At 57.3% G+C, this 22,473-nt stretch carries 20 protein-coding genes; 3 read left to right on the forward strand and 17 right to left on the reverse strand.

What is annotated here, in order from left to right; genetic code table 11:
* Positions 1 to 12: 12 nt before the first annotated feature.
* A complete protein-coding gene (locus FY046_RS06060; protein ID WP_446185871.1) occupies positions 13 to 1,689 on the reverse strand; it encodes a ShlB/FhaC/HecB family hemolysin secretion/activation protein in 1,677 nt (558 codons plus the stop codon).
* Between the two features lie 357 nt (positions 1,690 to 2,046).
* On the opposite strand from FY046_RS06060, the gene FY046_RS06065 reads away from it, so the two are divergent.
* Positions 2,047 to 2,445: a MysB family protein gene (locus FY046_RS06065; RefSeq protein ID WP_167864368.1), complete on the forward strand. Its 399-nt coding sequence runs from the start codon at positions 2,047 to 2,049 to the stop codon at positions 2,443 to 2,445.
* Positions 2,446 to 2,461: 16 nt separating this feature from the next.
* Here FY046_RS06065 and FY046_RS06070 read toward each other — a convergent pair whose 3' ends face one another.
* The 3 genes from FY046_RS06070 to FY046_RS06080 all read right to left on the reverse strand — a co-directional run bounded on the left by FY046_RS06070 (position 2,462) and on the right by FY046_RS06080 (position 6,994).
* On the reverse strand, positions 2,462 to 2,695 hold the full coding sequence (locus FY046_RS06070; protein WP_234472169.1) for a YceK/YidQ family lipoprotein: 234 nt from the start codon (positions 2,693 to 2,695) through the stop codon (positions 2,462 to 2,464).
* A 212-nt stretch (positions 2,696 to 2,907) separates the two neighbouring features.
* Positions 2,908 to 5,466, reverse strand: coding sequence for a glucans biosynthesis glucosyltransferase MdoH (gene mdoH, locus FY046_RS06075; protein ID WP_133840934.1), 2,559 nt, complete (start codon positions 5,464 to 5,466; stop codon positions 2,908 to 2,910).
* The gene (locus FY046_RS06080; protein WP_171149442.1) at positions 5,459 to 6,994 is read right to left on the reverse strand and encodes a glucan biosynthesis protein G; all 1,536 of its coding nucleotides are present in this window, start codon (positions 6,992 to 6,994) and stop codon (positions 5,459 to 5,461) included. The genes mdoH and FY046_RS06080 overlap by 8 nt, the downstream gene beginning before the upstream one ends.
* Before the next feature lie 269 nt (positions 6,995 to 7,263).
* Between FY046_RS06080 and mdoC the strand changes: the two genes are divergently transcribed.
* A complete protein-coding gene (mdoC, locus tag FY046_RS06085) occupies positions 7,264 to 8,391 on the forward strand; it encodes a glucans biosynthesis protein MdoC (RefSeq protein ID WP_133840936.1) in 1,128 nt (375 codons plus the stop codon).
* A 32-nt stretch (positions 8,392 to 8,423) separates the two neighbouring features.
* Here the strand turns inward: mdoC and FY046_RS06090 are convergent, their stop codons facing one another.
* On the reverse strand, positions 8,424 to 9,893 hold the full coding sequence (locus FY046_RS06090; RefSeq protein ID WP_133842082.1) for a phospholipase D family protein: 1,470 nt from the start codon (positions 9,891 to 9,893) through the stop codon (positions 8,424 to 8,426).
* Between the two features lie 131 nt (positions 9,894 to 10,024).
* On the opposite strand from FY046_RS06090, the gene FY046_RS06095 reads away from it, so the two are divergent.
* The gene (locus FY046_RS06095; protein WP_159337097.1) at positions 10,025 to 11,176 is read left to right on the forward strand and encodes a beta-glucosidase; all 1,152 of its coding nucleotides are present in this window, start codon (positions 10,025 to 10,027) and stop codon (positions 11,174 to 11,176) included.
* Here FY046_RS06095 and FY046_RS06100 read toward each other — a convergent pair.
* From FY046_RS06100 to FY046_RS06155, 12 genes are all read right to left on the reverse strand, one after another.
* Entirely contained in the window at positions 11,157 to 11,297 is a 141-nt protein-coding gene (locus FY046_RS06100) for a hypothetical protein (RefSeq protein WP_446185872.1), read from the reverse strand. The two genes, FY046_RS06095 and FY046_RS06100, sit on opposite strands and share 20 nt — an antisense overlap.
* 367 nt (positions 11,298 to 11,664) lie before the next feature.
* Complete coding sequence (locus tag FY046_RS06105; RefSeq protein WP_167864365.1) at positions 11,665 to 12,891, reverse strand: beta-ketoacyl-ACP synthase; 1,227 nt, start codon at positions 12,889 to 12,891, stop codon at positions 11,665 to 11,667.
* On the reverse strand, positions 12,891 to 13,622 hold the full coding sequence (locus FY046_RS06110; protein WP_446185873.1) for a 3-ketoacyl-ACP reductase FabG2: 732 nt from the start codon (positions 13,620 to 13,622) through the stop codon (positions 12,891 to 12,893). The genes FY046_RS06105 and FY046_RS06110 overlap by 1 nt, the downstream gene beginning before the upstream one ends.
* A complete protein-coding gene (locus tag FY046_RS06115; protein WP_159337099.1) occupies positions 13,619 to 14,095 on the reverse strand; it encodes an ApeP family dehydratase in 477 nt (158 codons plus the stop codon). Before FY046_RS06115 ends, FY046_RS06110 begins: the two co-directional genes overlap by 4 nt.
* A complete protein-coding gene (locus tag FY046_RS06120) occupies positions 14,095 to 15,246 on the reverse strand; it encodes a beta-ketoacyl-[acyl-carrier-protein] synthase family protein (protein WP_133842083.1) in 1,152 nt (383 codons plus the stop codon). The genes FY046_RS06115 and FY046_RS06120 overlap by 1 nt, the downstream gene beginning before the upstream one ends.
* On the reverse strand, positions 15,246 to 15,812 hold the full coding sequence (locus tag FY046_RS06125; RefSeq protein WP_159337100.1) for a DUF3261 domain-containing protein: 567 nt from the start codon (positions 15,810 to 15,812) through the stop codon (positions 15,246 to 15,248). The genes FY046_RS06120 and FY046_RS06125 overlap by 1 nt, the downstream gene beginning before the upstream one ends.
* Positions 15,809 to 18,127: an MMPL family transporter gene (locus tag FY046_RS06130; RefSeq protein ID WP_446185874.1), complete on the reverse strand. Its 2,319-nt coding sequence runs from the start codon at positions 18,125 to 18,127 to the stop codon at positions 15,809 to 15,811. Before FY046_RS06130 ends, FY046_RS06125 begins: the two co-directional genes overlap by 4 nt.
* On the reverse strand, positions 18,099 to 18,704 hold the full coding sequence (locus FY046_RS06135) for an outer membrane lipoprotein carrier protein LolA (protein WP_159337102.1): 606 nt from the start codon (positions 18,702 to 18,704) through the stop codon (positions 18,099 to 18,101). Before FY046_RS06135 ends, FY046_RS06130 begins: the two co-directional genes overlap by 29 nt.
* Positions 18,701 to 19,123 carry an acyl-CoA thioesterase gene (locus FY046_RS06140; RefSeq protein ID WP_159337103.1) on the reverse strand — a complete coding sequence of 141 codons (423 nt, stop codon included), beginning with the start codon at positions 19,121 to 19,123 and terminating at the stop codon, positions 18,701 to 18,703. Before FY046_RS06140 ends, FY046_RS06135 begins: the two co-directional genes overlap by 4 nt.
* The gene (locus FY046_RS06145; RefSeq protein ID WP_159337104.1) at positions 19,117 to 20,832 is read right to left on the reverse strand and encodes a glycosyltransferase family 2 protein; all 1,716 of its coding nucleotides are present in this window, start codon (positions 20,830 to 20,832) and stop codon (positions 19,117 to 19,119) included. The genes FY046_RS06140 and FY046_RS06145 overlap by 7 nt, the downstream gene beginning before the upstream one ends.
* The gene (locus FY046_RS06150) at positions 20,826 to 21,170 is read right to left on the reverse strand and encodes a 3-hydroxyacyl-ACP dehydratase FabZ family protein (protein ID WP_133840946.1); all 345 of its coding nucleotides are present in this window, start codon (positions 21,168 to 21,170) and stop codon (positions 20,826 to 20,828) included. Before FY046_RS06150 ends, FY046_RS06145 begins: the two co-directional genes overlap by 7 nt.
* Positions 21,157 to 22,467 carry an AMP-binding protein gene (locus FY046_RS06155; RefSeq protein ID WP_167864742.1) on the reverse strand — a complete coding sequence of 437 codons (1,311 nt, stop codon included), beginning with the start codon at positions 22,465 to 22,467 and terminating at the stop codon, positions 21,157 to 21,159. Before FY046_RS06155 ends, FY046_RS06150 begins: the two co-directional genes overlap by 14 nt.
* Between the last annotated feature and the right edge of the window lie 6 nt (positions 22,468 to 22,473).

Raw genomic sequence — 22,473 nt, forward strand, 5'->3', positions numbered from 1 at the left:
AATCCTGGCCTCTTAAAAAATCAGTGAGATGCGGTACTGCACGGTGAGGTGATCGGGCGCCAGCCAGTCCGGATAATCCAGCGGCGTGCCAACGGTAAACTGCGTGGAGAAATAGCGCTGACTGGTGGTCAGGCCCACGGCGCTGCCCCACAGGGTGCCCGCCGCCCAGGGGTCGAGGCGGTCGCTGTGCAGCCAGCCACCGTCCAGCGCCGCCAGCGCGCTGACCTGCCCCAGACCCGGCAGGGTAAACAGGGCGTAGTTCAGCTCATTACGCCAGTAGCCCCCGTTATCCCCGGAGAGATACTGCTCTTTAAAGCCGCGTACCGAGCTTTCACCTCCCAGCGTCAGGCGCTCGCTGCCGTACAGACGGTCCGGTGACCACTGGCCGTAAAAGCTGCTTAACCACCACAGGCTTTGGGTGACAGGGAGCTGATAGCTGCCGTTCAGGCTCCATTTACGAAATTCTGCCTTCGGCAGATCTCCGTTTTTCCCCTCATCGCTTTCCGCCGAAAACCACGGCATTCCCCGCGTGAACATCGGGTTCAGGGTGGCGATACCTCCGCCCAGCTTCTGCGTATGATTAATACCGATTTGCAGGCTGGAGAGTTTGCGGCTGCTGCTCTGCAACAGCGCATCGTTCAGCCAGTTACGACTGATGCGATGAGTAATGCCGAAAGACAGGCCGGTTTTGATATCGCTGTTGCGGTACAGCCCCTGATAAAGACCGAGCCGGTGGGTTTTGGTGTCACCGCGTGACAGCCAGTCAAAGCCGTTGTTGTTGATGGTGCTGAGGTAGTTGCTCCAGCTGTAGCTGTAGTCCAGCAGGCCGTAGCCATAAGGCACGCTGACCCCGGCCTGGAAATTTTGCGCATCGCGTGCGCGGGAAAATGCCGAGCTGCGGCCACCGCTGATAAACCAGCGGTCAGCCAGGCCCAGCGGATTGTTTGCCGTCAGCGACCCACTGAGTTGCCCGGTGCCGGTGCTTTTCTGCCCGCTGTTATCAAAGCCCGCGGAGAGACTGAGGGGAAACTCCGGGGTGGCGGTCAGATTCACCACCGAGTACCCCGGCTGGTCAGCAGGCAGGATTTCAATCTGAACCGGCGTGGTACGCAGGCGATTAATCTGTTCCATCCCCTGCTCGATATCGCGCAGATTAAGGATTTTTCCTTCAAGCCCAGGGAAAGCCATATTCAGTTCACGCGCCGGGGAACCGTTAAGACGAATATGCTGTAATTTGCCTTCCAGCACCGCCAGCGTTAATTCCCCCCCGGAGAGATCCTGTTCGGGAATAAACGCGCGGCTGGTGATATAGCCACGGCTGATATACCAGTCGGAGATGCTGTGGGTGAGCTGGCTGATACTGGCCATGTCCAGACATGAACCCTGCCAGGGTGCCAGCAACTGCTGCTGGTGATGGGGGGAAATCAACGTCACACCGGTCAGACGCAGCGTATTGATCCTGAAGCAGGGGCCGGCAGAGGGCAGCACCGGGCGCGGAGGCTGCGCGGATGGTAATGCCGTGCTGCGCTCCAGCTCATCACGCTGCTGCTGGTTCTGATCGAGGATTTGCTGCTGTTGCTGGCGTACGGCGTCACGATCGGCTGGGCTGAGCATGGCCGCTGAAAGAGTAAAACACGCACCCGCCAGCAGTAATGCCGTCAGTGTCCTTACCGGGGTTAACATCATCATGATATAAGTTAAATAAATGTGAATAGGGGAGGAATTCAATGCGCACAGATTACCTGCTGTGAAATAAGAATAAACTTAATTCATTCAGTTTGAATACTCCCTCCAGTAATTTACGTTAAGTCAATAACACAGGCTGATTTAATTAAAATAGAAAAGATGAAAAATAATAAAGGCCGTTTACTGCTGATGTATTTAAGTAAAATTTACCCGTTCAAAGATTGACCAGATATCGCTAAGCGACAGAAATCCTTGTCAATCGGCCTCACGCACGGTACACAAAATTTCTTCTTTACCGCCTTGCATCCTGACGCACAACGACAACAATTACTCTTTACCAATAAAACCAGGGAGATGACCATGACACTTTATGCCACGCTGGAAGAAGCCATTGATACGGCTCGTGAAGAGTACCTTGCTGCCAACCCGGAGGTCGACGAAGATGACGCCGCGGTGAATCAGTTCAATCTGCAAAAGTTTGTGATGCAGGATGGGGACATTATGTGGCAGGCGGAGTTTCTCACCGAGGATGGAGATGAAGGCGAGCTTGTGTCGCTGTACAGCGGTGAAGCCGCGCAGGCCATTTTTGACGGTGATTTCGACGAGGTCGAATTGCGAAGCGAATGGTTGCCTGAAAATACCCTGCATGAATGGGATGAAGGGGAATTCCAGCTTGAGCCACCTGCCGACAGTGAAGAAGCTGAAGCGGCAGCAGAAGAGTGGGAAGACAATAATACGGATGCCGATAACCGTGCCTGAGGTACGGTAAAAGGGATTACTCGTACGGACCGTGGTGTGCATCCACCGGTAACAACAAGGTATCCACCACCAGCGACAGCGGAAGGTCGATAATGGTGATCACGCGCCACGCCGTATCACGCACATCCCACTGTACGCCGGGATAATACTGATTACCGTGCCCCTGTCCGGGCACGGTTCTGCTGATAATACTGCCACACCCGCTCAGTACCAGCACACTGACTGCCAACATCACACCGCGTAAAAACATGCTCACCACATTATTCCCGAATAAAAAACGCACTATCTTACCGTCTGTACATCACAGCACCATAGCACTCAATGCAAAAAAAACGTAAAAAAGCCGGGACACAAGGCCCCGGCTTTTATCTTCCCGCCTGACGGGCTGACCGGAAAAGAAAGTCAGCCTTTACAAGATCGGGTATGCCATCACGTAGGGGTCGGGCATGCCCGACCCGCATACTATTTAGCGTTATTCAGCGCCAGTGGATTCAGTTTCAACGTATGGTAATGATCTAACCAGTCGTGATACTTATCGGCGTGCTGCCACAGGCGGTAATGCATGCGTGACAGCGTGACCGGGTCGCTTAACAACGCCAGGCGCTGATCGCGGTCCAGCTTCGCTGGCGATTCACTGAGCGCCTGCTCAATACGACGGTCACGGGCGAAGTCGAGGATATCGCTCTTCAGGTGACGCGAGGTCGCCATGGCGCTGGCCAGCGCGTTAAACGAGGGATGGAACATGGCGTGCATAAAGCCATTATCCAGCTCACGTTCGCGGTTCAGCTCAACGTAACGATCCGTATCCACCAGCTCCTGCGGCGGGCTGAACTCTTCCGGTATCAGGAACAGTTTACCGCGCTTCGATGCCTGACCGAGCGTACGACGGCTGGACCATACCGAAACAAACGGAGACAGGATCAGTGAGAAGACAATCGGCGACAGCCACCAGAGGAAGTTAAGATCCAGCCAGCCCATACCGCCCGCCCAGACCAGGCCAAGCAGCATCTGCGAACCGTGGCGCTTAAAGGCTTCACTCCATGGCGTAGCATCATCGTCACGCTGCGGTGAGTTCCACACCACTTCCCAACCGAGGAAGGCACTGACCACAAACACCGTATGGAACAGCATGCGCACCGGTGCCAGCAGCACGGAGAACAGCATTTCCAGGAACAGGGAAGCCAGTACGCGCAGTGCACCGCCGTAAGGTTTCGCGCCCTTGAACCACACCAGCACAATACTCAGCAGCTTCGGCAGGAACAACAGCACCAGCGTGGTGGAGAACAGCGCTATCGCCAGCTCCGGACGCCACTGCGGCCACACCGGGAACAGCTGGCGCGGTTGCAGGAAGTACTGCGGCTCCATCAGCGTATGCACCACCTGAAGAGCGGTGGAGAGCGCCAGGAACATAAACCACAGCGGTGCTGACAGATAAGACATCACGCCCGTCAGGAACACAGCACGGTGAACCGGGTGCATCCCTTTCACCAGGAACAGACGGAAGTTCATCAGGTTACCGTGGCACCAGCGACGGTCACGCTTCAGTTCATCGAGCAGGTTTGGCGGCAGTTCTTCATAAGAACCCGGCAGATCGTAAGCGATCCACACCCCCCAGCCTGCACGGCGCATCAGGGCCGCTTCCACGAAGTCATGGGACAGGATGGAACCGGCAAACGAGCCCTCGCCCGGCAATGGCGCCAGCGCACAGTGTTCGATAAACGGCTTCACGCGGATAATCGCGTTATGGCCCCAGTAGTGCGACTCACCCAACTGCCAGAAGTGCAGACCGGCGGTAAACAGCGGACCGTAAACGCGGGTCGCAAACTGCTGACAACGCGCATACAGCGTATCCATACCCGATGCTTTTGGTGATGACTGGATGATGCCCGCTTTCGGGTTCGCTTCCATCATGCGCACCAGACCGTTCAGACAGTCACCGCTCATCACGCTGTCGGCATCCAGTACGACCATGTAGCTGTACTGGCTGCCCCAACGGCGGCAGAAGTCATCGATATTACCGGATTTGCGTTTCACGCGACGGCGACGGCGGCGATAGAAAATACGCCCTTCCCCACCGACATCACGTACCAGCTCCATCCAGGCCTTCTGTTCAGCCATGGCGATATCCGGGTTGTAACTGTCGCTGAGGATATACACATCGTAATTCGCCTGCTCACCGGTACGCACCACGGATTCCCAGGTAGCACGCAGACCAGCAAACACACGCCCGACATCTTCATTACAGATGGGCATGATCAGCGCGGTGCGGTGTTCCGGGTTAATCGGTTCGTCGCCGTTGGTCAGATACGAAATACTGTATTTGTCCTTGCCGATCATCAGTTGCAGGAACCCCATCAGTGCCGTCCAGAACCCCGCAGATACCCAGAGGAACAGGATGGCAAACAGGAACAGGATCCCGGTCTGCAACACATAAGGCAGGATCTGCAACACCGACTGCTGCCAGTTCTGGTTGATCATCTCCATAGGATCGATCAGCGCCCAGCCCTGGTAAGGCAGAATGGTTTTCATATACCAGGTGGCCACCACCGTCTGGAAGACGGAGAGGAACAGCAGGATATAACGACGAATAGAGCCAACATGGCGCCATTTGTCTTCATTTTTCTGCTCTTCGCGGCTGTCGTAACGCGGTGTGCTTTTACGCCCACGCAGGGAATCCCATGCACGCGCCACCGGGTTGGTCCGCCACTCTTCCGGATACATAGAAGAACGGGTGTGTTTCGGCATCGCTTTCAGCGTGGTGCGATCCAGCGCGTCTTTGTCAAACTGACGACCGCCATCAACAGAGTCAGGCCAGCTCATCTCGACACGCGCTTTTACCGATTCCTGCGGAGCATCATCGGGGCGCGTTTCGACCGGGCCGTCTTCGGCCAGCTGATAGTGCAACTGGCTGAAGGTATCGGACGGTTGTTCTGGCAACGCATCACGCAGCGCCCCTTTCCGCTCCGGGGAAAGGGGCAGCGCATCGATATATTCGTTGGGTATTACGGTAGACTTATTCATTGGCAGGCAACTGATTGCTCCAGGTTTCCGTCAGCGTTTTGTCACCGTTAACCAGTGCAGCACGCATCTCGGTCGGCTGTTTATTGTCTTTAACACGAACACGCAGCACCAGACGCCAGCCTTTGGTGACCGGGTTATAGCGCACGCTGTTTTCTACCAGCTCACCATTATTACCGATGCTCACCTGCGGCGTGACCGGGGTGTTTTCCGGCAGCTTGCTCATGTCCGGGCCAACAAAGTCGACGATAAACGCCACTGTGCCGTCTGGCTGACGCACCAGATTAGACTGTTTCACATCACCCAGAGAACGCAGCGTGCTTTTCACATAGGCGGTATCCGGCGTATGCAGCTGGCTTTCGTCACGTGTAAAGTGCAGGCGATAGGCAAACTTCATCTCTTTGCCTGGCTCTGGCAGACTTTCCGGGGTCCAGAATGCCACGATGTTGTCATTAGTTTCATCGCTGGTTGGGATTTCGACCAGCTCAACGCGGCCTTTACCCCAGTCACCCTTAGGCTCGATCCAGCCGCTTGGGCGCAGATCGTAGCGGTCATCCAGATCCTGATACTTATCGAAATCACGGCCACGTTGCAGCAGACCGAAACCACGTGGGTTTTCCACGGTGAAGGTGCTGACGGCCAGGTGTTTCGGATTATTCAGCGGACGCCAGATCCATTCACCGTTGCCGGCATGGATCGACAGCCCGTTGGAATCATGCAGCGCCGGACGGTAGTTAGCCACAGGAGACGGCTGGTTCGCACCGAACAGATACATGCTGGTTAACGGAGCCACGCCCAGTTTGCCCACTTTGTCACGCAGGTAGACTTTTGACTGCACATCAACGGTGCTGTCTTTACCCGGGGTGATCAGGAAACGATAGGCGCCGGTCGCACGCGGCGAATCCAGCAGCGCATAGATCACCAGATGTTTATCCTGCGGCTTCGGACGCTCAATCCAGAACTGTTTGAAGCGCGGGAACTCTTCACCGGACGGCAATGCCGTATCGATGGCCAGACCACGGGCAGACAGACCATATACCTGGCCCTGACCAATCACGCGGAAGTAGCTGGCCCCCAGGAAGCTGGAAATCTCATCTTTCTTATCTTTACTGTTCAGCGGGTACAGCACTTTAAAACCGGCAAAACCGAGGTTTTTCACGGTATCCGGATCGTGCTTCACATTGCCGAAATTGAAATATTCCGGAGAGTATTTGATCTCGCGAACGCTGTTAGCCGTCACTTCATTGAGGCGTACCGGCGTATCGAAGTACATACCCTGATGGTAAAACTCAAGTTTGAAAGGGGTCTTCAACTTGTTCCAATAGGCTTTTTCATGATTGAACTGGATCTGCTGATAGTCGGCATACTTCATATCACGCAGCTGTGACGGTAGATTACTTTTCGGCGCTTCAAAGCCTTTACCGGCTAACTCTTTCGCCTGTTTTGCCACATCGTCAATGTTGAAAGCCCAACTGGTGTTGGCATACATTGAAAGCAAAACTGCCGCGCCAACCCAGCGCAATTTCATCAGTTTTGGTTTATTGTTCATTTTAGTCCGCACATCCCCCCCTTTCGGGTGCTTAAATCAATGGATCCATCTTAAAGGATAATTCAGCATTCCGACAGCCTGAGCCCGTTTTTGTTCCACTATTCCGAGTGGCTAATAGCCCGATTCTCAAGCGTTTAGCGGAAACAGATTCGGCTGATAGTATACGCGGGTTTGCTCTATTAAAGTAAGCGGTAAGCTTTAGACTGGTTCAGGGTGAACCGGGTGATTAACTTGTTGAATACTGGACATATATGACTAAAAAAACACCACAACGAGAATACTTTTTGGATTCGATTCGCGCCTGGCTGATGTTATTAGGGGTGCCTTTTCATGTCTCATTGATTTATTCCACACAAAACTGGTCGGTCAACAGTGTCGCGCCCTCCGAATGGCTGACGCTGTTGAATGACTTCATCCATGCGTTTCGCATGCAGGTGTTCTTTGTTATTTCAGGCTATTTTTCCTATATGCTGTTCCTGCGCTACACCCCATCAGACTGGCTGAAGGTGCGTGTGGAGCGGGTTGGTATCCCGATGCTGACCGCCATCCCCCTGATTACGCTGCCGCAGTTTTTTATGCTGAAAGAGTGGACCAGTAAGATCGGTGACTGGAGCAGTAAGACCCTGTATGAGAAATATAATACGTTGGTTTGGGATCTGATTTCCCATCTGTGGTTCCTGCTGGTCCTGATCGTTCTGACCGTGGCAGGCTTCTGGCTGTTCCGTTTTCTGCGCGATGGCGCACGTGAGAAAACAGACTATTCCGAACTCACCTGGACCCGTTTAACCTGTTTTATTCTGCTTTGCAGCCTGGCCTGGGGTGCATTTCGTCGTCTGATGTTTATTTTTGCACCACAGATCCTGAGCGATGCGCTGTTTAATATGGCGGTGATGCAAACACTGATGTTCCTGCCTTTCTTTATACTGGGTGCCATGGCATGGAAATATCCGGCGATTAAGGCCCTGTTTGTTCGTCCGGTTCCCTGGACCTTTGTGGGATCGGCGCTGGCTTTTGCCGCCTATGTGGCCAATCAGACCTGGAGTAAAGGGGAAGGCTGGCTGTATGAGATTGATGCGGTGGTCTCGATGCTCATGGGCCTGTGGATGGTCAACGTGGTGTTTACCTTCGGTCATCGCCTGCTGAACTCCCACTCTCCACGCGTAACGTATCTGGTGAACGCCTCGCTGTTTATCTACCTGGTCCACCATCCATTAACCATTCTCTATGGCATTCTGTTTGTGAAGCAGATCGACAGCAACACCCTCGGATTCTTCGCCGGTCTGGTGTTTGTGTTTGGCATCGCCTTCCTGCTGTATGAGATTCATCTGCGCATTCCACTGCTGCGCTTCTTGTTCTCCGGGAAGCCACAGCGCCAGTAATGGCAGGGGGCGACCGGAAATAGGGTCGCCCCTTACAGTAACCATTCGATTGGCAGACGCCATACCAGGCGCACCAGCAGACGCTGCATCAGCCGGGTGCGCGGTTCATGCTTATGCACCACTTCATTGGCCCCTTCTCCCGGATACTCCACCCAGTTAACCCGCCCCCATTTATCCAGACGTAGCGTCCAGGCGCGGTCGCGCATACTGCTGATAAATCGCTCGTGAATGCGCGTTGCCAGCGCATCATTTTCAATCACCAGCCCCATTTCGGTATTCAGCACGGCAGAGCGCGGGTCAAAGTTAAACGAACCGATAAATACCGTCTGGTTATCCACGCTGAAGGTTTTTGCATGCAAGCTGGACCCCGAGTTCCCCGTCAGACCACGATCGTGGCTGGGCTCGCGTGTTCCGCTGTTCGGCTTAAGCTCGTATAGACGAATACCGTGACGCAGCAGCTTTTTACGCCATTTTGCATAGCCCGCGTGCACAATCGACACGTCGTTGGCCGCCAGCGAATTCGTGAGGATAGAGATTTTTACCCCTTTGCGCACCAGGGCCAGCAGTTGCGCCACGCCAGTACGTGTTGGCACAAAATAGGCAGAAATGATGTCGAGCTGCTGCTGCGGTTTACCAATCACCTCCAGCAGACGTTGTGGCAGCAGCGTGCTGGTTCTGGCCCGTCCCAGCCCTTTACGCGGGTCGTCGCTTAACAGACGCGTTTTCGCCCAGGTAAAAGGCAGCTTGCGATTGTCTAACTGGGTCACGAACGTTGACTCATCCACCTGACGTAGATAGCGCGCCACCTGTGGGCTGTCGCGCCAGGCCTCCGGCAATGATACCGCCGACGTCTCGCCCTCTTCCTCTTCAACCACGCGGTGCAGCGGTGCCACGGGCCGGCTCTGCCAGTAGCGGTCAAAGTCCTGCGCCACTTCATCCACCACCGGGCCCACGGCCAGCACATCCAGATCGGAAAACAGCGGTTCATCACCCACGCCAAAATATTCATCACCGATGTTACGCCCCCCCACGATGGTGGCTTGATTATCAACCGTGAAACTTTTGTTGTGCATCCGTCGGTTCAGGCGGGCAAAGTCCGTCAGGTAACCCAGCGCCCTCAGCGTGCGGAAGGTAAACGGGTTAAACAGGCGCACTTCGATCAGCGGGTGACGGTTCAGTTCGCTCAGGGTCCGGTCCAGTCCCTGAGTGTTATTGTCGTCCAGCAGCAGACGCACTTTCACGCCGCGCTGGGCTGCCGCCAGCAGTGCGCTGAACAACAGCCTGCCCGACAGGTCGTTCTGCCAGATGTAATACTGAATATCCAGCGTATTTTCCGCCAGGGTGATCAACTGATAGCGCGCGGCAAAGGCATCCAGCCCTTCGGCCAGTGGATAGACCCCGCTGTACAGGGGATGCTGTGCGACCAGTGGCGTAATCGCCTGCGCCAGGCGTGTCGCGTCAGCCGGGCTGACTGCCTGCAATGGGTGAAGCGTGTCGGTCATCAGCAATCCTTGTGCGGTAATACGGTTATTCAACCGGTTAACTCCGGCCTGGCCCACAGTCTGTTCAGGCCTGCAAACATATAGTCTAGACTTAGCCCATCGCCTGCGTTTTATTCCCTCAGGAGAACATTATGCATGATGGACATTACCCGCCCGGTCTGTTTTCCAGCTTCTACCAGGGGAGCTTCGCCTGCTCCACTGCCTGCCGGACACCGGGCAAGCGCGCCGACCTGATGATCAGCAGCGGACATGACACGCTGCTGGAGAAAGATTATGCGCTGTTAGCCAGCCATCAGATCCTGACGGCACGCGATGGCGCCCGTTGGTATTTAATTGAATCGCAACCCGGAGAATATCACTGGGACAGTTTTTTGCCGCAGCTAAAAGCGGCGGAAAAGTACGGTATTGAAATGATCTGGGAGCTGGCCCACTTTGGCTGGCCGGACGGGCTGGATATCTGGCAGCCTGAATTCGTTGATCGTTTCAGCGCCTTTGCCCGCGCCCTCGCCCGCCTGATGCGTGAAGAAGGTCATACCCGCCCGTTTATTACCCCCATGAATCAGATTTCATTCTGGTCATGGGCCGGTGCGGAAATCGCCTGGTTTAACCCTTTTGTTACCGGGCGTGGTCGCGAACTGAAACGACAACTCGCTCGCGCCAGCATAGCGGCAATGCATGCCATGCGTGAAGAACTACCTGGGGTGCGCTTTGTGCTCACCGATCCACTGGTCAACGTTGCGGCATCCGGATATTCCACCGCCGCCCGCTTACAGGCGCAGCAACAGCATCAGGCGCAATATGAAGTCTGGGACTGGCTGGCAGGGCGAAGCGAACCGGAACTGGGGGGATCGGAAGATCTGCTGGATATTATGGGCCTGACCTGGTACCCGGACAATCAGTGGTTCCATAACGGCGACCCGCTGGAACCGCACCATCCTGACTACCGGCCGTTAAATGTGTTGTTACAGGAAGTGTGGCAACGCTATCAACGCCCCCTGCTGATCGCCGAAACCGGTGCAGAAGCAGGCCAGTCTCAGACGTGGCTTAACCTCGTCAGTCAGGAATGCGATTTGGCACTGAAAGCGGGCGTACAGCTGGAGGGCATTTCACTCTATCCCGTTGTCGACTACCCGGCATGGGATGATGACCGTCGCTTACCTGCCGGATTATTTGGTTTACCCGATGCGAATGGCAATCGCACCATCAATGAATCCATGGCGCTGATGCTACGCAGTCAGCAGATAAAACATCAGCAGGAGCCGATCAGGACATCCACAACGTAATGCCGAGGACAAAGATAATCAGCGTAAAAGAGGTGATAGCGAGGACCACAATGGCAAACTGCGCATCATCTAACGGTACACGAGGTTCTTTTTCAGATTCAGGTTTGGAACTGTTTTTCATGTTCAGCCACAGCGTACCGGCAAACAATCCTGTTGGGGTGCCGGTAAAAAATGAAAGACGTCCCTTTCACCTAAAAAATAAGCAACACTAACGAAAGTACAGTATTCCACGAGGGTTTATAGCACCAAAAAGTGTCAATCATTCTCAAATAATCGCGCAGGATAATAGCACAACTCCCAGTCTGATTAACGTAATAAATTGATTCATCACTGCTAAAAAAGGAATAAGATAGACTCTTTTCTTCTGAAATCAGGCAGGTGCAGTGATTCCTCGACTGAACAGTCAGACAAAATGATTATCAACCTTAACTAATATTTCCAGACAAAAATAACAAGAAGGGCGTTGCAGTTGCAACGCCTTAGCAGGGTCAGGACCAGCGACGGAAGATCAGAGAGGTGTTGATGCCACCAAAGGCAAAGTTGTTGGACTGAATGTAGTCCGTCTGTATCGCACGGGGTTGCTGCATGATGTAGTCCAGCGCGGCACAATCCTCAGCGGGTTGAGTGAGGTTTAATGTAGGGGCGAACCAGCCTTCACGCATCATCTCAATGCTCATCCAGGCTTCCAGCGCGCCACAGGCACCCAGCGTATGGCCAAAATAACTTTTCAGCGATGAAACCGGCGTACGGTCGCCAAAGACCGCCGCCGTGGCATGACTTTCCGCCACATCGCCACGGTCGGTCGCGGTGCCGTGAGCGCTGATATAACCAATATCGTCGGCTGTCAGCCCTGCCGAGCGCAATGCCCGCTCAATGCAGATTTGCATGGTTTCACGCTGTGGCTGGGTAATATGCGCAGCATCGCAGTTGGTATAAAATCCGACAATCTCCGCATAAATCGTCGCACCGCGTGCTTCAGCGTGTTCCAGATCTTCCAGCACCAGCGTCCCGGCCCCTTCGCCAATCACCAGACCATCACGTTGGGTATCAAACGGTGAAGGCGTGCTTTGTGGGCGGTCGTTGCGCTGACTGGTGGCAAACAGCGTGTCAAACACCGCCGCCTCTGAAGGGCATAACTCCTCTGCCCCACCTGCGACCATCACCGTCTGATAGCCGTGGCGGATCGCTTCCCATGCATAACCGATGGCCTGGCTGCCGGAGGTGCAGGCGCTGGAGGTCGGGATCACCCGGCCTCGCAGGCCAAAGAACAGTCCGGCATTCACCGCTGTGGTGTGCGGCATCATCTGCACATAGGTGGTGCCGGTAATGTTGTTGGTGTGCTTTTCCGTCAGCATGGTAGCAAATTCACTGACCGGGCCGGTGCTGCCGGTTGAGGAACCGTAAGCAATACCGGTATCGCCATTGGTCAGCACCGGGTGCCCCAGCAGCCCGGCCTGCTCCAGCGCCAGTTCGGTAGCACGGGTCGCCATCAGTGAGACGCGCCCCATGGAACGGATACGTTTACGGGTGTAATGCTCCGGTAGCGTGAAATCATCTACGGGTGCCGCTAACAGGGTATTCAGGCCGTCATAAATCTGCCATTCCGGCATCTTACGGACCGCATTGGTGCCCGCGCGCAAACGCTCAGACACCGCCTGCCAGTTTTCACCAAAGGCGGTCACGCCCCCCATTCCTGTTACCACAACACGGCGCATCAGAGCATCCCCCCGTTAATCGAAATGACCTGACGGGTGACATATCCCGCGATATCAGACATCAGATAGCTGGCCAGCCCGGCCACTTCCTCTGCGGCACCCATGCGTTTCATCGGGATCATCTTCAGCGCCTCATCCACCGCCACCGGTTCCATCTGGATCATTCCCGTATCAATCAGACCCGGAGCAATGCAATTAACGGTGATTTTGCGTTTCGCCAGCTCAATCGCCAGCGCCTTGGTCGCACCGATAATACCCGCTTTGGCCGCACTGTAATTCACCTGTCCGCGATTACCCATCATGCCGGAAACCGACGAGAGGGTAATAATGCGCCCGCCTTTGCGCAGTCCGATCATCGGCATCACACAAGGCTGGATCACGTTATAAAAACTGTCGAGGTTAGTGTGGATCACCTGGTCCCAGTCGTCATCGCTCAGAGCAGGAAATGCACCGTCGCGAGTAATACCGGCATTGCTGACCACGCCATAATAAGCGCCATGTTGCTCGATATCCGCTTCAAGACGGGTGCGGCACATCTCGCGGTCGGCAATATCAAAGCCCAGCACGCGGCCCATGCCTCCGGCCGTTTCTATCTGGTGCAGCGTATCCCGTGCGCCCTGCTCATCGCTGTGAAAATGAACTATCACGGTAAATCCATCGGCGGCCAGGTGCAGCGCAATCGCACGGCCGATACCTTTGCTGGCTCCGGTGACTAAAACAGAACGCGTCATTCCTGAATATCCTGTTGCATAAGTTGTTGAAGTTCCAGGTCATCTGGCTGATAGGTATTCAGTCGGCCATGAGCCCAGGTGTCGCCATCAATGGTGATAACGCCGTCGAAACTGCCTATTTTTTCATCGCACATCAGCAGGCTGACGCGAATATCCAGCACGCTGTCGGCGGGGAAAATCGCCTGCTGGCAGCGGTAGCCGCGCCCGCCCAGTAGCATCCCGGGACGCGGGGGGCATTGATGCTGCTGGCGGCCATGCCAGCCTGACCAGACACCTATCGTCTGGGCAATAATTTCAATGCCGAACCAGGCAGGCAATGCCCCCTGCGGGTTGAGAAAGGGTGCCAGCACACTGTCAGCACTGACCCGTACACGGCAATGGGCCTCTTCGTCACTGACATTCAGCACCTGCTCTACCAGCACCATCGGTGAGGCATGCGGCAGGTAATACGCGGCGGGTTGATACTCTGACATCACAGCGTTCCTAAAATCAGGCAGGCATTATTGCCGCCAAAAGCAAAAGAGTTACTCATGATCACCGGGCGTTCCAGCGGCTCGGGCGCCGTCAGCAGACCGCAATCTGGCAGGCCGCTGTCCGGGGTGCTGGCGCTGAAATCTTGCGGCGGCAGCGGCAGGTGACGTGTGAGGATAAGCCAGCACAGCGCCGCCTCAACAATGCCTGCGGCACCGAGCGTATGTCCGGTTAAGTGCTTGGTGGAGCTACAGGGTACCTGGTCGCCAAACAGCGCACTGACCACGCCCGCTTCAATCTGATCATTTAACCGCGTTGCCGTACCGTGCAGGTTGATATACCCCACCTGCTCCGGGGCCAGACCCGCCTGTTGCAGCGCCATAGTAATCGCGCGTTTGGCCCCTTCCCCTTCAGGATGGGGTGCCGACATATGCCAGGCGTCCGAGGACTCACCATAACCCAGAATCGCTACGGGCTGCGGCTCGCGGGTCAGCAGCATCAGCGCCGCCCCTTCGCCAATCGTTATGCCATCACGCTGCTGGCTGAACGGCACGCAGCGTTGCGCTGATAACGACTCAAGGCTGTCAAAACCGTTGAGTGGCATACGACTGAGCGTATCGGCCCCGCCGACAATCGCCACATCCGCCAGTCCGGCGTCAATCAATCGCTGCCCGCTGATCAGCGCCCGCGCGCTGGAAGAGCAGGCCGTCGACAGCGTGTAGGCCGGGCCGCTCAGTTGCAGATAGTCCGCCAGAAAACGCGAGGGATCGCCAAGCTCCTGCTGAAAATAGTGATAATTCTCGCTGTCACCGCTGATAAAACGATCGCCCTCATCCAGGCCAGACGTGCTGGTGCCGAGCACCACCGCCACGCGGTCTGCACCAAAATGCGCGATCGCCGACTGCACTTCCGTTTCAATCTGTGCCAGCGCCGCCAGTAGCAGCTGGTTATTCCGGCTGTTATGCGCCGCCAGCCGGGCCGGAACCGCGGGTAATTCCGCATCCACCCGCCCGGTCCAGCAGGGTTTATCGCCGATCAACCATCCGCTGTCGGCACGCATCCCCGGTGCCACGCCGCGCACAAGGTTATCGGCGATGTCATCGGACGTTGCACCCAGCGCATTGAGCATACCCACCGCAGAAATAAACATCATCATCCGTCCAGATTCTGAATCAAGATATGGTAGCCAAAAGCAAACTGCTGAACACTGATCGGCATCCGCTGTGTCCCGCGTTGCAGGTAGCGGATCTCCGTGATCAGTTTGCCCCCGTCATCACGCAACTGCCGGCGGTCGCCCTGGTCTGCCAGCGTCCAGCCCGCCGGCAGGCGCGGAAGCCACACGGAAACAGGCCAGTGACTGAGCATAATATCAGCCAGCACCTGGCTGGCTGGCGGCATCTCCGGCAGAACCAGCGCCTGTTCGGCGTGAATGCCGCTGGCATCATACGTTACCCGAAACAGGCGGATGCCGAGTGATGACAACCCGGCCAGCGTCAGCTGCTGACCATCGGCACTCAGCAACACCAGCAGCGACTGCTGTTTGCCCTTGAAACTCCCGGTCAGCAGCTGTTGCTGACTGAACGCCGGATCAATGGCCGGGGGCGGTAACGTCACGCGCACGCCTGGTTTAAGCCAGGCCTGCGCCCGGGTGTCATCCGGTTTTCCGGCACAGCCCGTGAGCAGCAACGCGGCGCAGAACAGCGCCAGAAGGCTTTTCATTTTTTTCTCCGTTTCGCCGGCAGTGCCAGCGGGGACAGTAAGAACGCGGTAAAGATGCCGCTGCACAGCACAATGCCGAAACTGCTGATCGCCTGGGTACTGCTGAACACCAGCATCCCCAGCGTCAGCAACGTGGTCGCCATCGCCAGCAACACCGCCAGCAGAGAGGTTATCGGCGTCCCACGCGGATTGCTGAAGAACAGGGTGTAATTAATCCCAATGCCCAGCACCAGTACCAGCGCAAGCAGCGAAAACAGGTTAAGCGAATGGCCGGACAACGCCAGCGCCGCCAGTCCACCGCCCAGTGACAGTACGGAAGGGATCACCGTCAGCAGCCCCTGACGCCAGCCAAGGCGCAGCACATTGCTCAGGGCAATCGCCACCAGCGCGGCTGCCAGCAGCCAGCCCAGCAGGGTACGGTAAAAGGCAAACAGCGTATCGAAGGTCTGTTTACGGTCAATCCAGCTGACGCCCGGCAGGCTGTCAGCCAGTTGCGCCAGTGCGGCACGATTGCTCACGCCGCTCAACGGCACCAGTACAACACTGCGCCCGTCAGGCAGCGTCAGCCACAGCAGGCGCCAGCCTTCGCTGTTCTGACTGTTAAGCCAGGCTTCCGGCGTCAGCGGCTGCGCGCTGAGATCGGGGGCATTCACCGTCACCCCGGCCTCGTGCAAACGGGCGATCACCGTCGGAGCCGCCTGCTGCAGCCTCTGTAAATCCTGCTGCTGCTGCGCCAGGGAGGAGAGCGGCAACAGACGGTAACTGTTGAGCCATTGCTGACGGCGCGCATCGCCCAGTTTCGGGGCCAGCGCCTCCAGACGTTGCAAGGTCTGCTGCGGGTTATCGCCGGAAACCGCCATCCAGGTCTGATCGGCACTCTGACCGGTGAGCGCAGTGACCTGCCGCTCCACGGCCAGCAAATGCGCGGGCAGCGCCTGGAGCTGGGAAATATCATCATCAACGCGCAGCTGGCTGATCCCGCCCAGCGAAAGTAGTGCCACCAGCAGCGGCAGACCGATACGCAGGCGGTTGTTGCGCCGCCACGCCGCCAGCCAGCGCCCCATCAGCGCCATCAGCGGCACCGGGCGCACAGGCAACCCTTTCACCAGCAGCGGATACCAGCAGATCACCGTCAGGCAGGATGCCGTCAGGCCAACAGCAGCGAACACCGCCAGCTGGCGAATCCCCGGGAAGGGTGCCACCACCATAATCAGCCATGCAATGGCGGTGGTGCCCAGCGCCAGCAGCAACGCACGCATCACCTTATGCAGGCTCTCCTGCGGGGTCATATCTGCCCCGTGAACCATGCGCTCCGTGAGGTAATAGAGGGTGTAATCGGCCGAAATCCCGACAATGCTCAGGCTCATCACCAGCGTCATCAGGTGCAGCTCACCGAAGCAGAGGAGCGTGATCACCGTCCCTGCCAGTGCACCAATCCCTACGGAGAGCGCGCAAAGCAGCAGCGGTCGCGGTGAACGAAACACCGAGAAAACCAGCAGCAGCACACCAACAATGGTGGCCACCCCAAGGGTGGAGACATCATGCCGCGCCTGCTGGCTGGCATAATCACTGAACCAGACGGTACCGCGTGACAGCAGTTGTGCATTCGGGTACTGCTGTCGCAGTTGTTGCTCGATATCCTGAAGCTGGCCAACAATGGCGTGGCTTTGCTGCATATCGAACGAGCTGCTGGCCAGTTCGCCATGAATAAAGTACCAGCGCTGCCCCTGCTTATCGCGGGTGGTCAGCCAGCCGTTGCTCAGCCCGAGCTGGCTGGCATTTTGTTGCATCATTAGCTGTGCGCCACGCACCAGCATCAACGGATCGTGATTCAGTTCCTGCCCGCTCACCCCGGCAAACGCGGAATAGAGCTGTGCCAGCACCCAGTCGGCCTGGGCGGCTCCGCCGTTTTCCAGCCGTGCGCGCGTGGCGGCATCAATCATGCTGTTTCGGTGCTGAAAAGCAAATTGCCCCCAGGCCTGCTGTTGCTGTGCGTCCAGCGGCCCTTTCACCTGCTTCAGTCCTTCAAGCTGTTGCAGCTTCGTCAGCAACGTCTGTGCCACGGCCGGGTTATCCTGCTTCCCGGCGCTGACCAGCCACACCATCTGGCGGTCAAGACGCTGCATAAAGCCCTGTTCCAGGTCGGCTGGCATCGCCCCCATCGACTGAGCAGGCAGCAGCGCCAGCACGCTACTGTTAATACGCGCCTGCGGCAGCAATGCCGCCAGCCCGGCCAACAGCAGCAGGCAGACGATCAGCCAGGCAACGGCAATCTGACGCGGTCGGTTAGAAAACAAAATGCTGCTGCTCTTCATCAGTCAGGTGAGTCGGCGTCAGGCGCTGATTGCTCAGGGTTATATCCGTACGATCGCCCTGTCGGTCATTCAACTGAATGCTGTCGAGATACGCAGCACCCTGTAAGGTGATGTTGTTAAAAAGTTTATCCAGCGGCGAAGTGGTTGGCGTCAGCACCAGGCGCCAGCGGTCCTGCCCGAGATCGTGAAAATCCAGCGCAAAGTTCTGCTCCAGGACTTGGCGGTCTGCCTGAAACAGGGCGCGCAGCAGATGGTTGAACTGGAACATCTGCGGATTGCTGTCGGCAGTGACAATTTCCGGCGGCTGGCCGTTCATCACCTGGACCATGCGTTTTTCATCCAGCACCAGCGTCAGCGGGAAAGGCTTTGCCTGCTGCCACCACAGCCCTTTATCCTGGGCTATCAGCAGTTGGCCACTGGATTTCAGGGGTTGCGCCATGCCTTTGATGGTACGCAGCTGGCTGAAGTCAGCCCGCACCACCGGCTGGCTGGCAAAGCGCTGTTGCAGTGCGTCCAGCGTGACGGCCTGCACGCTAAGGCTGGTGAGCATCAGCAAGGTGAAAAGCATTTTGATCATAGCGTGACTCCCAGACGATCAAACAGGATCTGCGGCGAGACAAAGCTGATGCCCGTCTCCCCTTCGGCCACCGCAACCTGAATGGTGTAACCGGTGGTCGTACGCTGGCCGCTCTCTGCATCAAAAATCTGATAAGCGATACGCAGGCGATTCTCCACTTCTTCAATGGTGGCACGCACGCGGATACGCTGCTCAAACGTCAGGGTGCCGCGATATTTTACCCGGGTATCCACCACGGGCCAGACGTACCCCGAGGCCTTCATCTCGCGGTAGCCATAATTAAACTTGCCCAGCAGCGCTTCGCGGGCAATTTCGAAATAACGGAAATAGTTGCCGTGCCAGACCACGCCCATCGCATCCACATCGTGGAACGGAACGGTCAGCTCAACCTCAACAGAGAAACGCGCATCGTTTAACACCGGGAATCCTTCTCTTCATGTTCGGTCGGGGGAGCTTCCGGCAGTTGCCAGAAGTCGAAAAAGTTAAACCAGTCGAGTGGCGACAGCAGCGCATGATATTCAAGCCGCTGTGCATAACGATCGACGGCCTGCTGTAAGGCCTGCTGCCGTGTCGCACGCGGCAGTTCCAGCGGATCGGCGAACGGCTCGCAGTGCAGACGCAGCGTGCTGCCCTGACGCAGGGCAAACATCAGCATCACCGGGCAACGTAGCGCCGCCGCCAGCACAAAAGGCCCCTGCGGGAAGGGGGCCGGTTTGCCAAGAAACTCGCTCCATATCACACGACGACTGCCGCCGCGCTGGCGGTTGACCGCCGTACGGTCACCGACAATCGCCACCCATTCTCCGGCATCGAGCTTCTGCCGCAGCATGATGGCGGTTTCCGGGCCGATATGACTCACCGGGATCACATTAACACTGGCTTGTGGGGCAATCTCGTCCAGGACCTGTTTGAAGCGCTGCGCGTGGTCGGTAAACACCAGCGCGTTGATCACCAGCCCACTCACCTGCTGTGCCAGTGCACGGCAGGCCTCAATATCGCCCAGATGCGAGGCCAGGATCAGTCGCCCGCCCGGCGGGCCGTGGTTGATAATCACCCCGGCACCGGGGGCGAAATCAATGTCTTTACCCCAGCGCAGATCGCCGCGCCAGCTGGCAATTTTGTCCAGCATGGCATCGCCAAAACGCAGGAAGTGGCGGAAGCTGCTCAGCGGTTTGGGCAATGTCAGCTGCTGCGACTGTGCGTAATCACGGACGGCATTCAGCCACTGCACGGAGGCGCGCCGCTGTTCGCCGCCGGTGAGCCAGTACACGGCGGTCACTGGCCAGAGCAACAACGTAAACGCGCGGCGGCCAAAGCACCGATACACGGTGAGCATAAAGCGTATGCCCCACAGCCCGCTGCGTTCCGGGGTAGCAGACCAGTGTCGTGCGGTTTTTCTGCGCCAGAGTAATGAAGGTATACGCGGCAGCATGCCGAAGAACAGCCGGGTGTGCATCCAGGAGATACGCAGGTTATCGCGCAGCGCATCAAAGTGTGACAGCCCGTCCTGCGGGTAGGTTACGCGGGTGGCAACGAAGTACGAAGGCGTGCCCGCCCAGTAGAGGCGCACCATAATTTCCGTATCAAAATCCATACGCTGACCGATAGCACGGCGCTGTGCCAGCGCCAGCGTCGGGGCCAGCGGATACACACGGAATCCGCACATGCTGTCTTTCAGGGAAAAGGACAGGGTTTCCACCCAGACCCAGAAATGGGTGATATAGCGGCCATAGAGGCGCGCCCGAGGCACCGAGTCGTCATACTGCGGCTGGCCTGAGATCAGCGCTTCCGGCGCAGCACGCGCTGCATCCAGCAGGCGCGGGCAGTCTTCGATCTGATGTTGCCCATCAGCGTCCACCTGCACCGCATGCGTAAAGCCCTGACGGGCCATCTCCGTGAGTCCGGCCAGTACCGCCACGCCTTTGCCCTGATTGGTCGTCAGGCGGTGGAGCTGCACGTCCGGCCCCACCAGCGCATCGAGCTGAACGGCGGTGGCGGCATCACTTCCATCATCGACAATCAGCACTGGTAACGTAAACGGGGCCAGGCGGGCCAATACCGAGGCCATCATCATGCCGTGGTTATAGCAGGGGATCACCACACAGGGGCGGAACGTCTCGTTTAACACAGGCGGATCTTCCCGCTACTGGCCGGGTGCAGCCCCGCATCGGTCACCCGCTGATATTGAAAACTCAGCCCTTTTTCAGGCTGCCAGCTCAGCGTCAGTTTCAGCGTAGCGCCCGGCAGGATCGGCTGCTGAAACTTAATGTTATCCACGGAGGCAAACTGCAGCCCTGGGGCCAGCAACGAGGTGCCATAGTGGATCACCCAGTCCAGCTGCGCCACGCCGGGCAACAGGGGCTGCTCAGGGAAATGGCCCTGGAACCAGAACAGATCCGCATCGACGCGCAACAGCAGTTCCGCTTCGCTGCCCTGCTGTTGTACCGCAAGCTCAACGGGCAACATGAAATAACTCCTGTATCTGCGGCCAGGCACGTTTGCTCTGACTGTTATGCGGGATGATCTCAACCACCCGCCAGAACCGCGGCATCGCCACCGGCTCAAGCCAGCGCTGCAGTTCATGACGCCACTGGCGTTTGAGTCCGTTGAGATCGCTCTGCGGCTGATAAAGCACCAGTACCACCCCAATGCCGCTGCGATCGCCGCGCACCACCTGGAGTGCCACCGCATCGGCCACCTCCGGTAGCGCCAGCAGCCGCCGCTCAATCTCACTGAGCGACACACGTTTATCTTCGATTTTCACAATACGATCATGGCGGCCACAGAGCTGAAAGCCCTGCTCACTGAACACCAGCTTATCGTCCAGCATCGCACCCTGCGGCAGTGGGATCAGCGCCGAACGCACCCACCAGTTTTTCTGCTCATCCTGGCGGAATGCCACCCCGCTGAACGGCTGCCACGCGGCGTCATCACGCGCGCGGGTACGGCTGGCGATGGCGCTGGTTTCGGTACTGCCGTAGATCTCTTCGACCGGATACCCGGTCCACTCCGTCACCGACTGCGCATCCCGCCAGGGCAATGCCCCTCCGGCTGACACCGTCAGGCAGCAGTAAGGGGCCGCCAGGGAGAAATCAATACGGCGCAGAAAGGCCGGACTGCTGATAAACGCATAGCGCCCTGGGGGTTGCGCCACCAGCTGTTCACTGTAGCAGACCTGGCGGCTGTCAAACGGCAGCCCCAGCGCCATCGGCATAACAAGGCGGAAACTCAGCCCGTAGAGATGCTGATGAGTGACCGACGCAATCAGGGTGCAGCCTTGCAGACGTTCGCCCCACAGCGTATGCAACCAGCGCGCCTCTTCATCCAGGCTGGCAACGGGTTTACTGACCTGCCGTGGCGCGCCCGTAGAACCGGAGGTAAACAGGATAATGGCGGCATCAGGGGCCATCGGCGGCAACACATTGTCTGACGCCCTGCCCGCCTCGTCGACCTGCCAGACCGGGCAGTCGAGGGGAAATGCCTGATCGCTGAGCACGCCGTCGAATTCCGCGATTTGCTCCGCCAGCAGTGAGGGCCGACAGTGGCCGGGGATCAGCGGCGTTTTTCCCGCATGCAGCGCCGCCAGTAACGCCACGCTAAACAGATAGCAGTCTTCAAAGCACAGCGCCCAGCGTTGCCCCGGGTGCGCCAGCAGACGCGTACCCAGCGCGGTGACCTGCTGCTGCCACTGCTGTCGGGTCCATTGATGCGTGCCGCTGCGTGCCACGATGCCCGGCGTAACGGTGGTCAGCCAGTCGCCCATTGGCAA

The sequence above is a fragment of the Erwinia sp. 1181_3 genome (assembly GCF_052824965.1).

Coding starts and splice junctions, on each gene's coding strand:
- FY046_RS06150 (WP_133840946.1), bottom strand. CDS start 21,170: ATGTTGCCCGTTGAGCTTGCGGTACAACAGCAGGGCAGCGAAGCGGAA.
- FY046_RS06100 (WP_446185872.1), bottom strand. CDS start 11,297: ATGAAAAACAGTTCCAAACCTGAATCTGAAAAAGAACCTCGTGTACCG.
- FY046_RS06070 (WP_234472169.1), bottom strand. CDS start 2,695: ATGTTTTTACGCGGTGTGATGTTGGCAGTCAGTGTGCTGGTACTGAGC.
- FY046_RS06155 (WP_167864742.1), bottom strand. CDS start 22,467: ATGGGCGACTGGCTGACCACCGTTACGCCGGGCATCGTGGCACGCAGC.
- FY046_RS06125 (WP_159337100.1), bottom strand. CDS start 15,812: ATGAAAAGCCTTCTGGCGCTGTTCTGCGCCGCGTTGCTGCTCACGGGC.
- FY046_RS06065 (WP_167864368.1), top strand. CDS start 2,047: ATGACACTTTATGCCACGCTGGAAGAAGCCATTGATACGGCTCGTGAA.
- mdoH (WP_133840934.1), bottom strand. CDS start 5,466: ATGAATAAGTCTACCGTAATACCCAACGAATATATCGATGCGCTGCCC.
- FY046_RS06120 (WP_133842083.1), bottom strand. CDS start 15,246: ATGATGTTTATTTCTGCGGTGGGTATGCTCAATGCGCTGGGTGCAACG.
- FY046_RS06095 (WP_159337097.1), top strand. CDS start 10,025: ATGCATGATGGACATTACCCGCCCGGTCTGTTTTCCAGCTTCTACCAG.
- FY046_RS06110 (WP_446185873.1), bottom strand. CDS start 13,622: ATGACGCGTTCTGTTTTAGTCACCGGAGCCAGCAAAGGTATCGGCCGT.
- FY046_RS06060 (WP_446185871.1), bottom strand. CDS start 1,689: ATGATGATGTTAACCCCGGTAAGGACACTGACGGCATTACTGCTGGCG.
- FY046_RS06105 (WP_167864365.1), bottom strand. CDS start 12,891: ATGCGCCGTGTTGTGGTAACAGGAATGGGGGGCGTGACCGCCTTTGGT.
- FY046_RS06115 (WP_159337099.1), bottom strand. CDS start 14,095: ATGTCAGAGTATCAACCCGCCGCGTATTACCTGCCGCATGCCTCACCG.
- FY046_RS06135 (WP_159337102.1), bottom strand. CDS start 18,704: ATGATCAAAATGCTTTTCACCTTGCTGATGCTCACCAGCCTTAGCGTG.
- FY046_RS06130 (WP_446185874.1), bottom strand. CDS start 18,127: ATGAAGAGCAGCAGCATTTTGTTTTCTAACCGACCGCGTCAGATTGCC.
- mdoC (WP_133840936.1), top strand. CDS start 7,264: ATGACTAAAAAAACACCACAACGAGAATACTTTTTGGATTCGATTCGC.
- FY046_RS06090 (WP_133842082.1), bottom strand. CDS start 9,893: ATGACCGACACGCTTCACCCATTGCAGGCAGTCAGCCCGGCTGACGCG.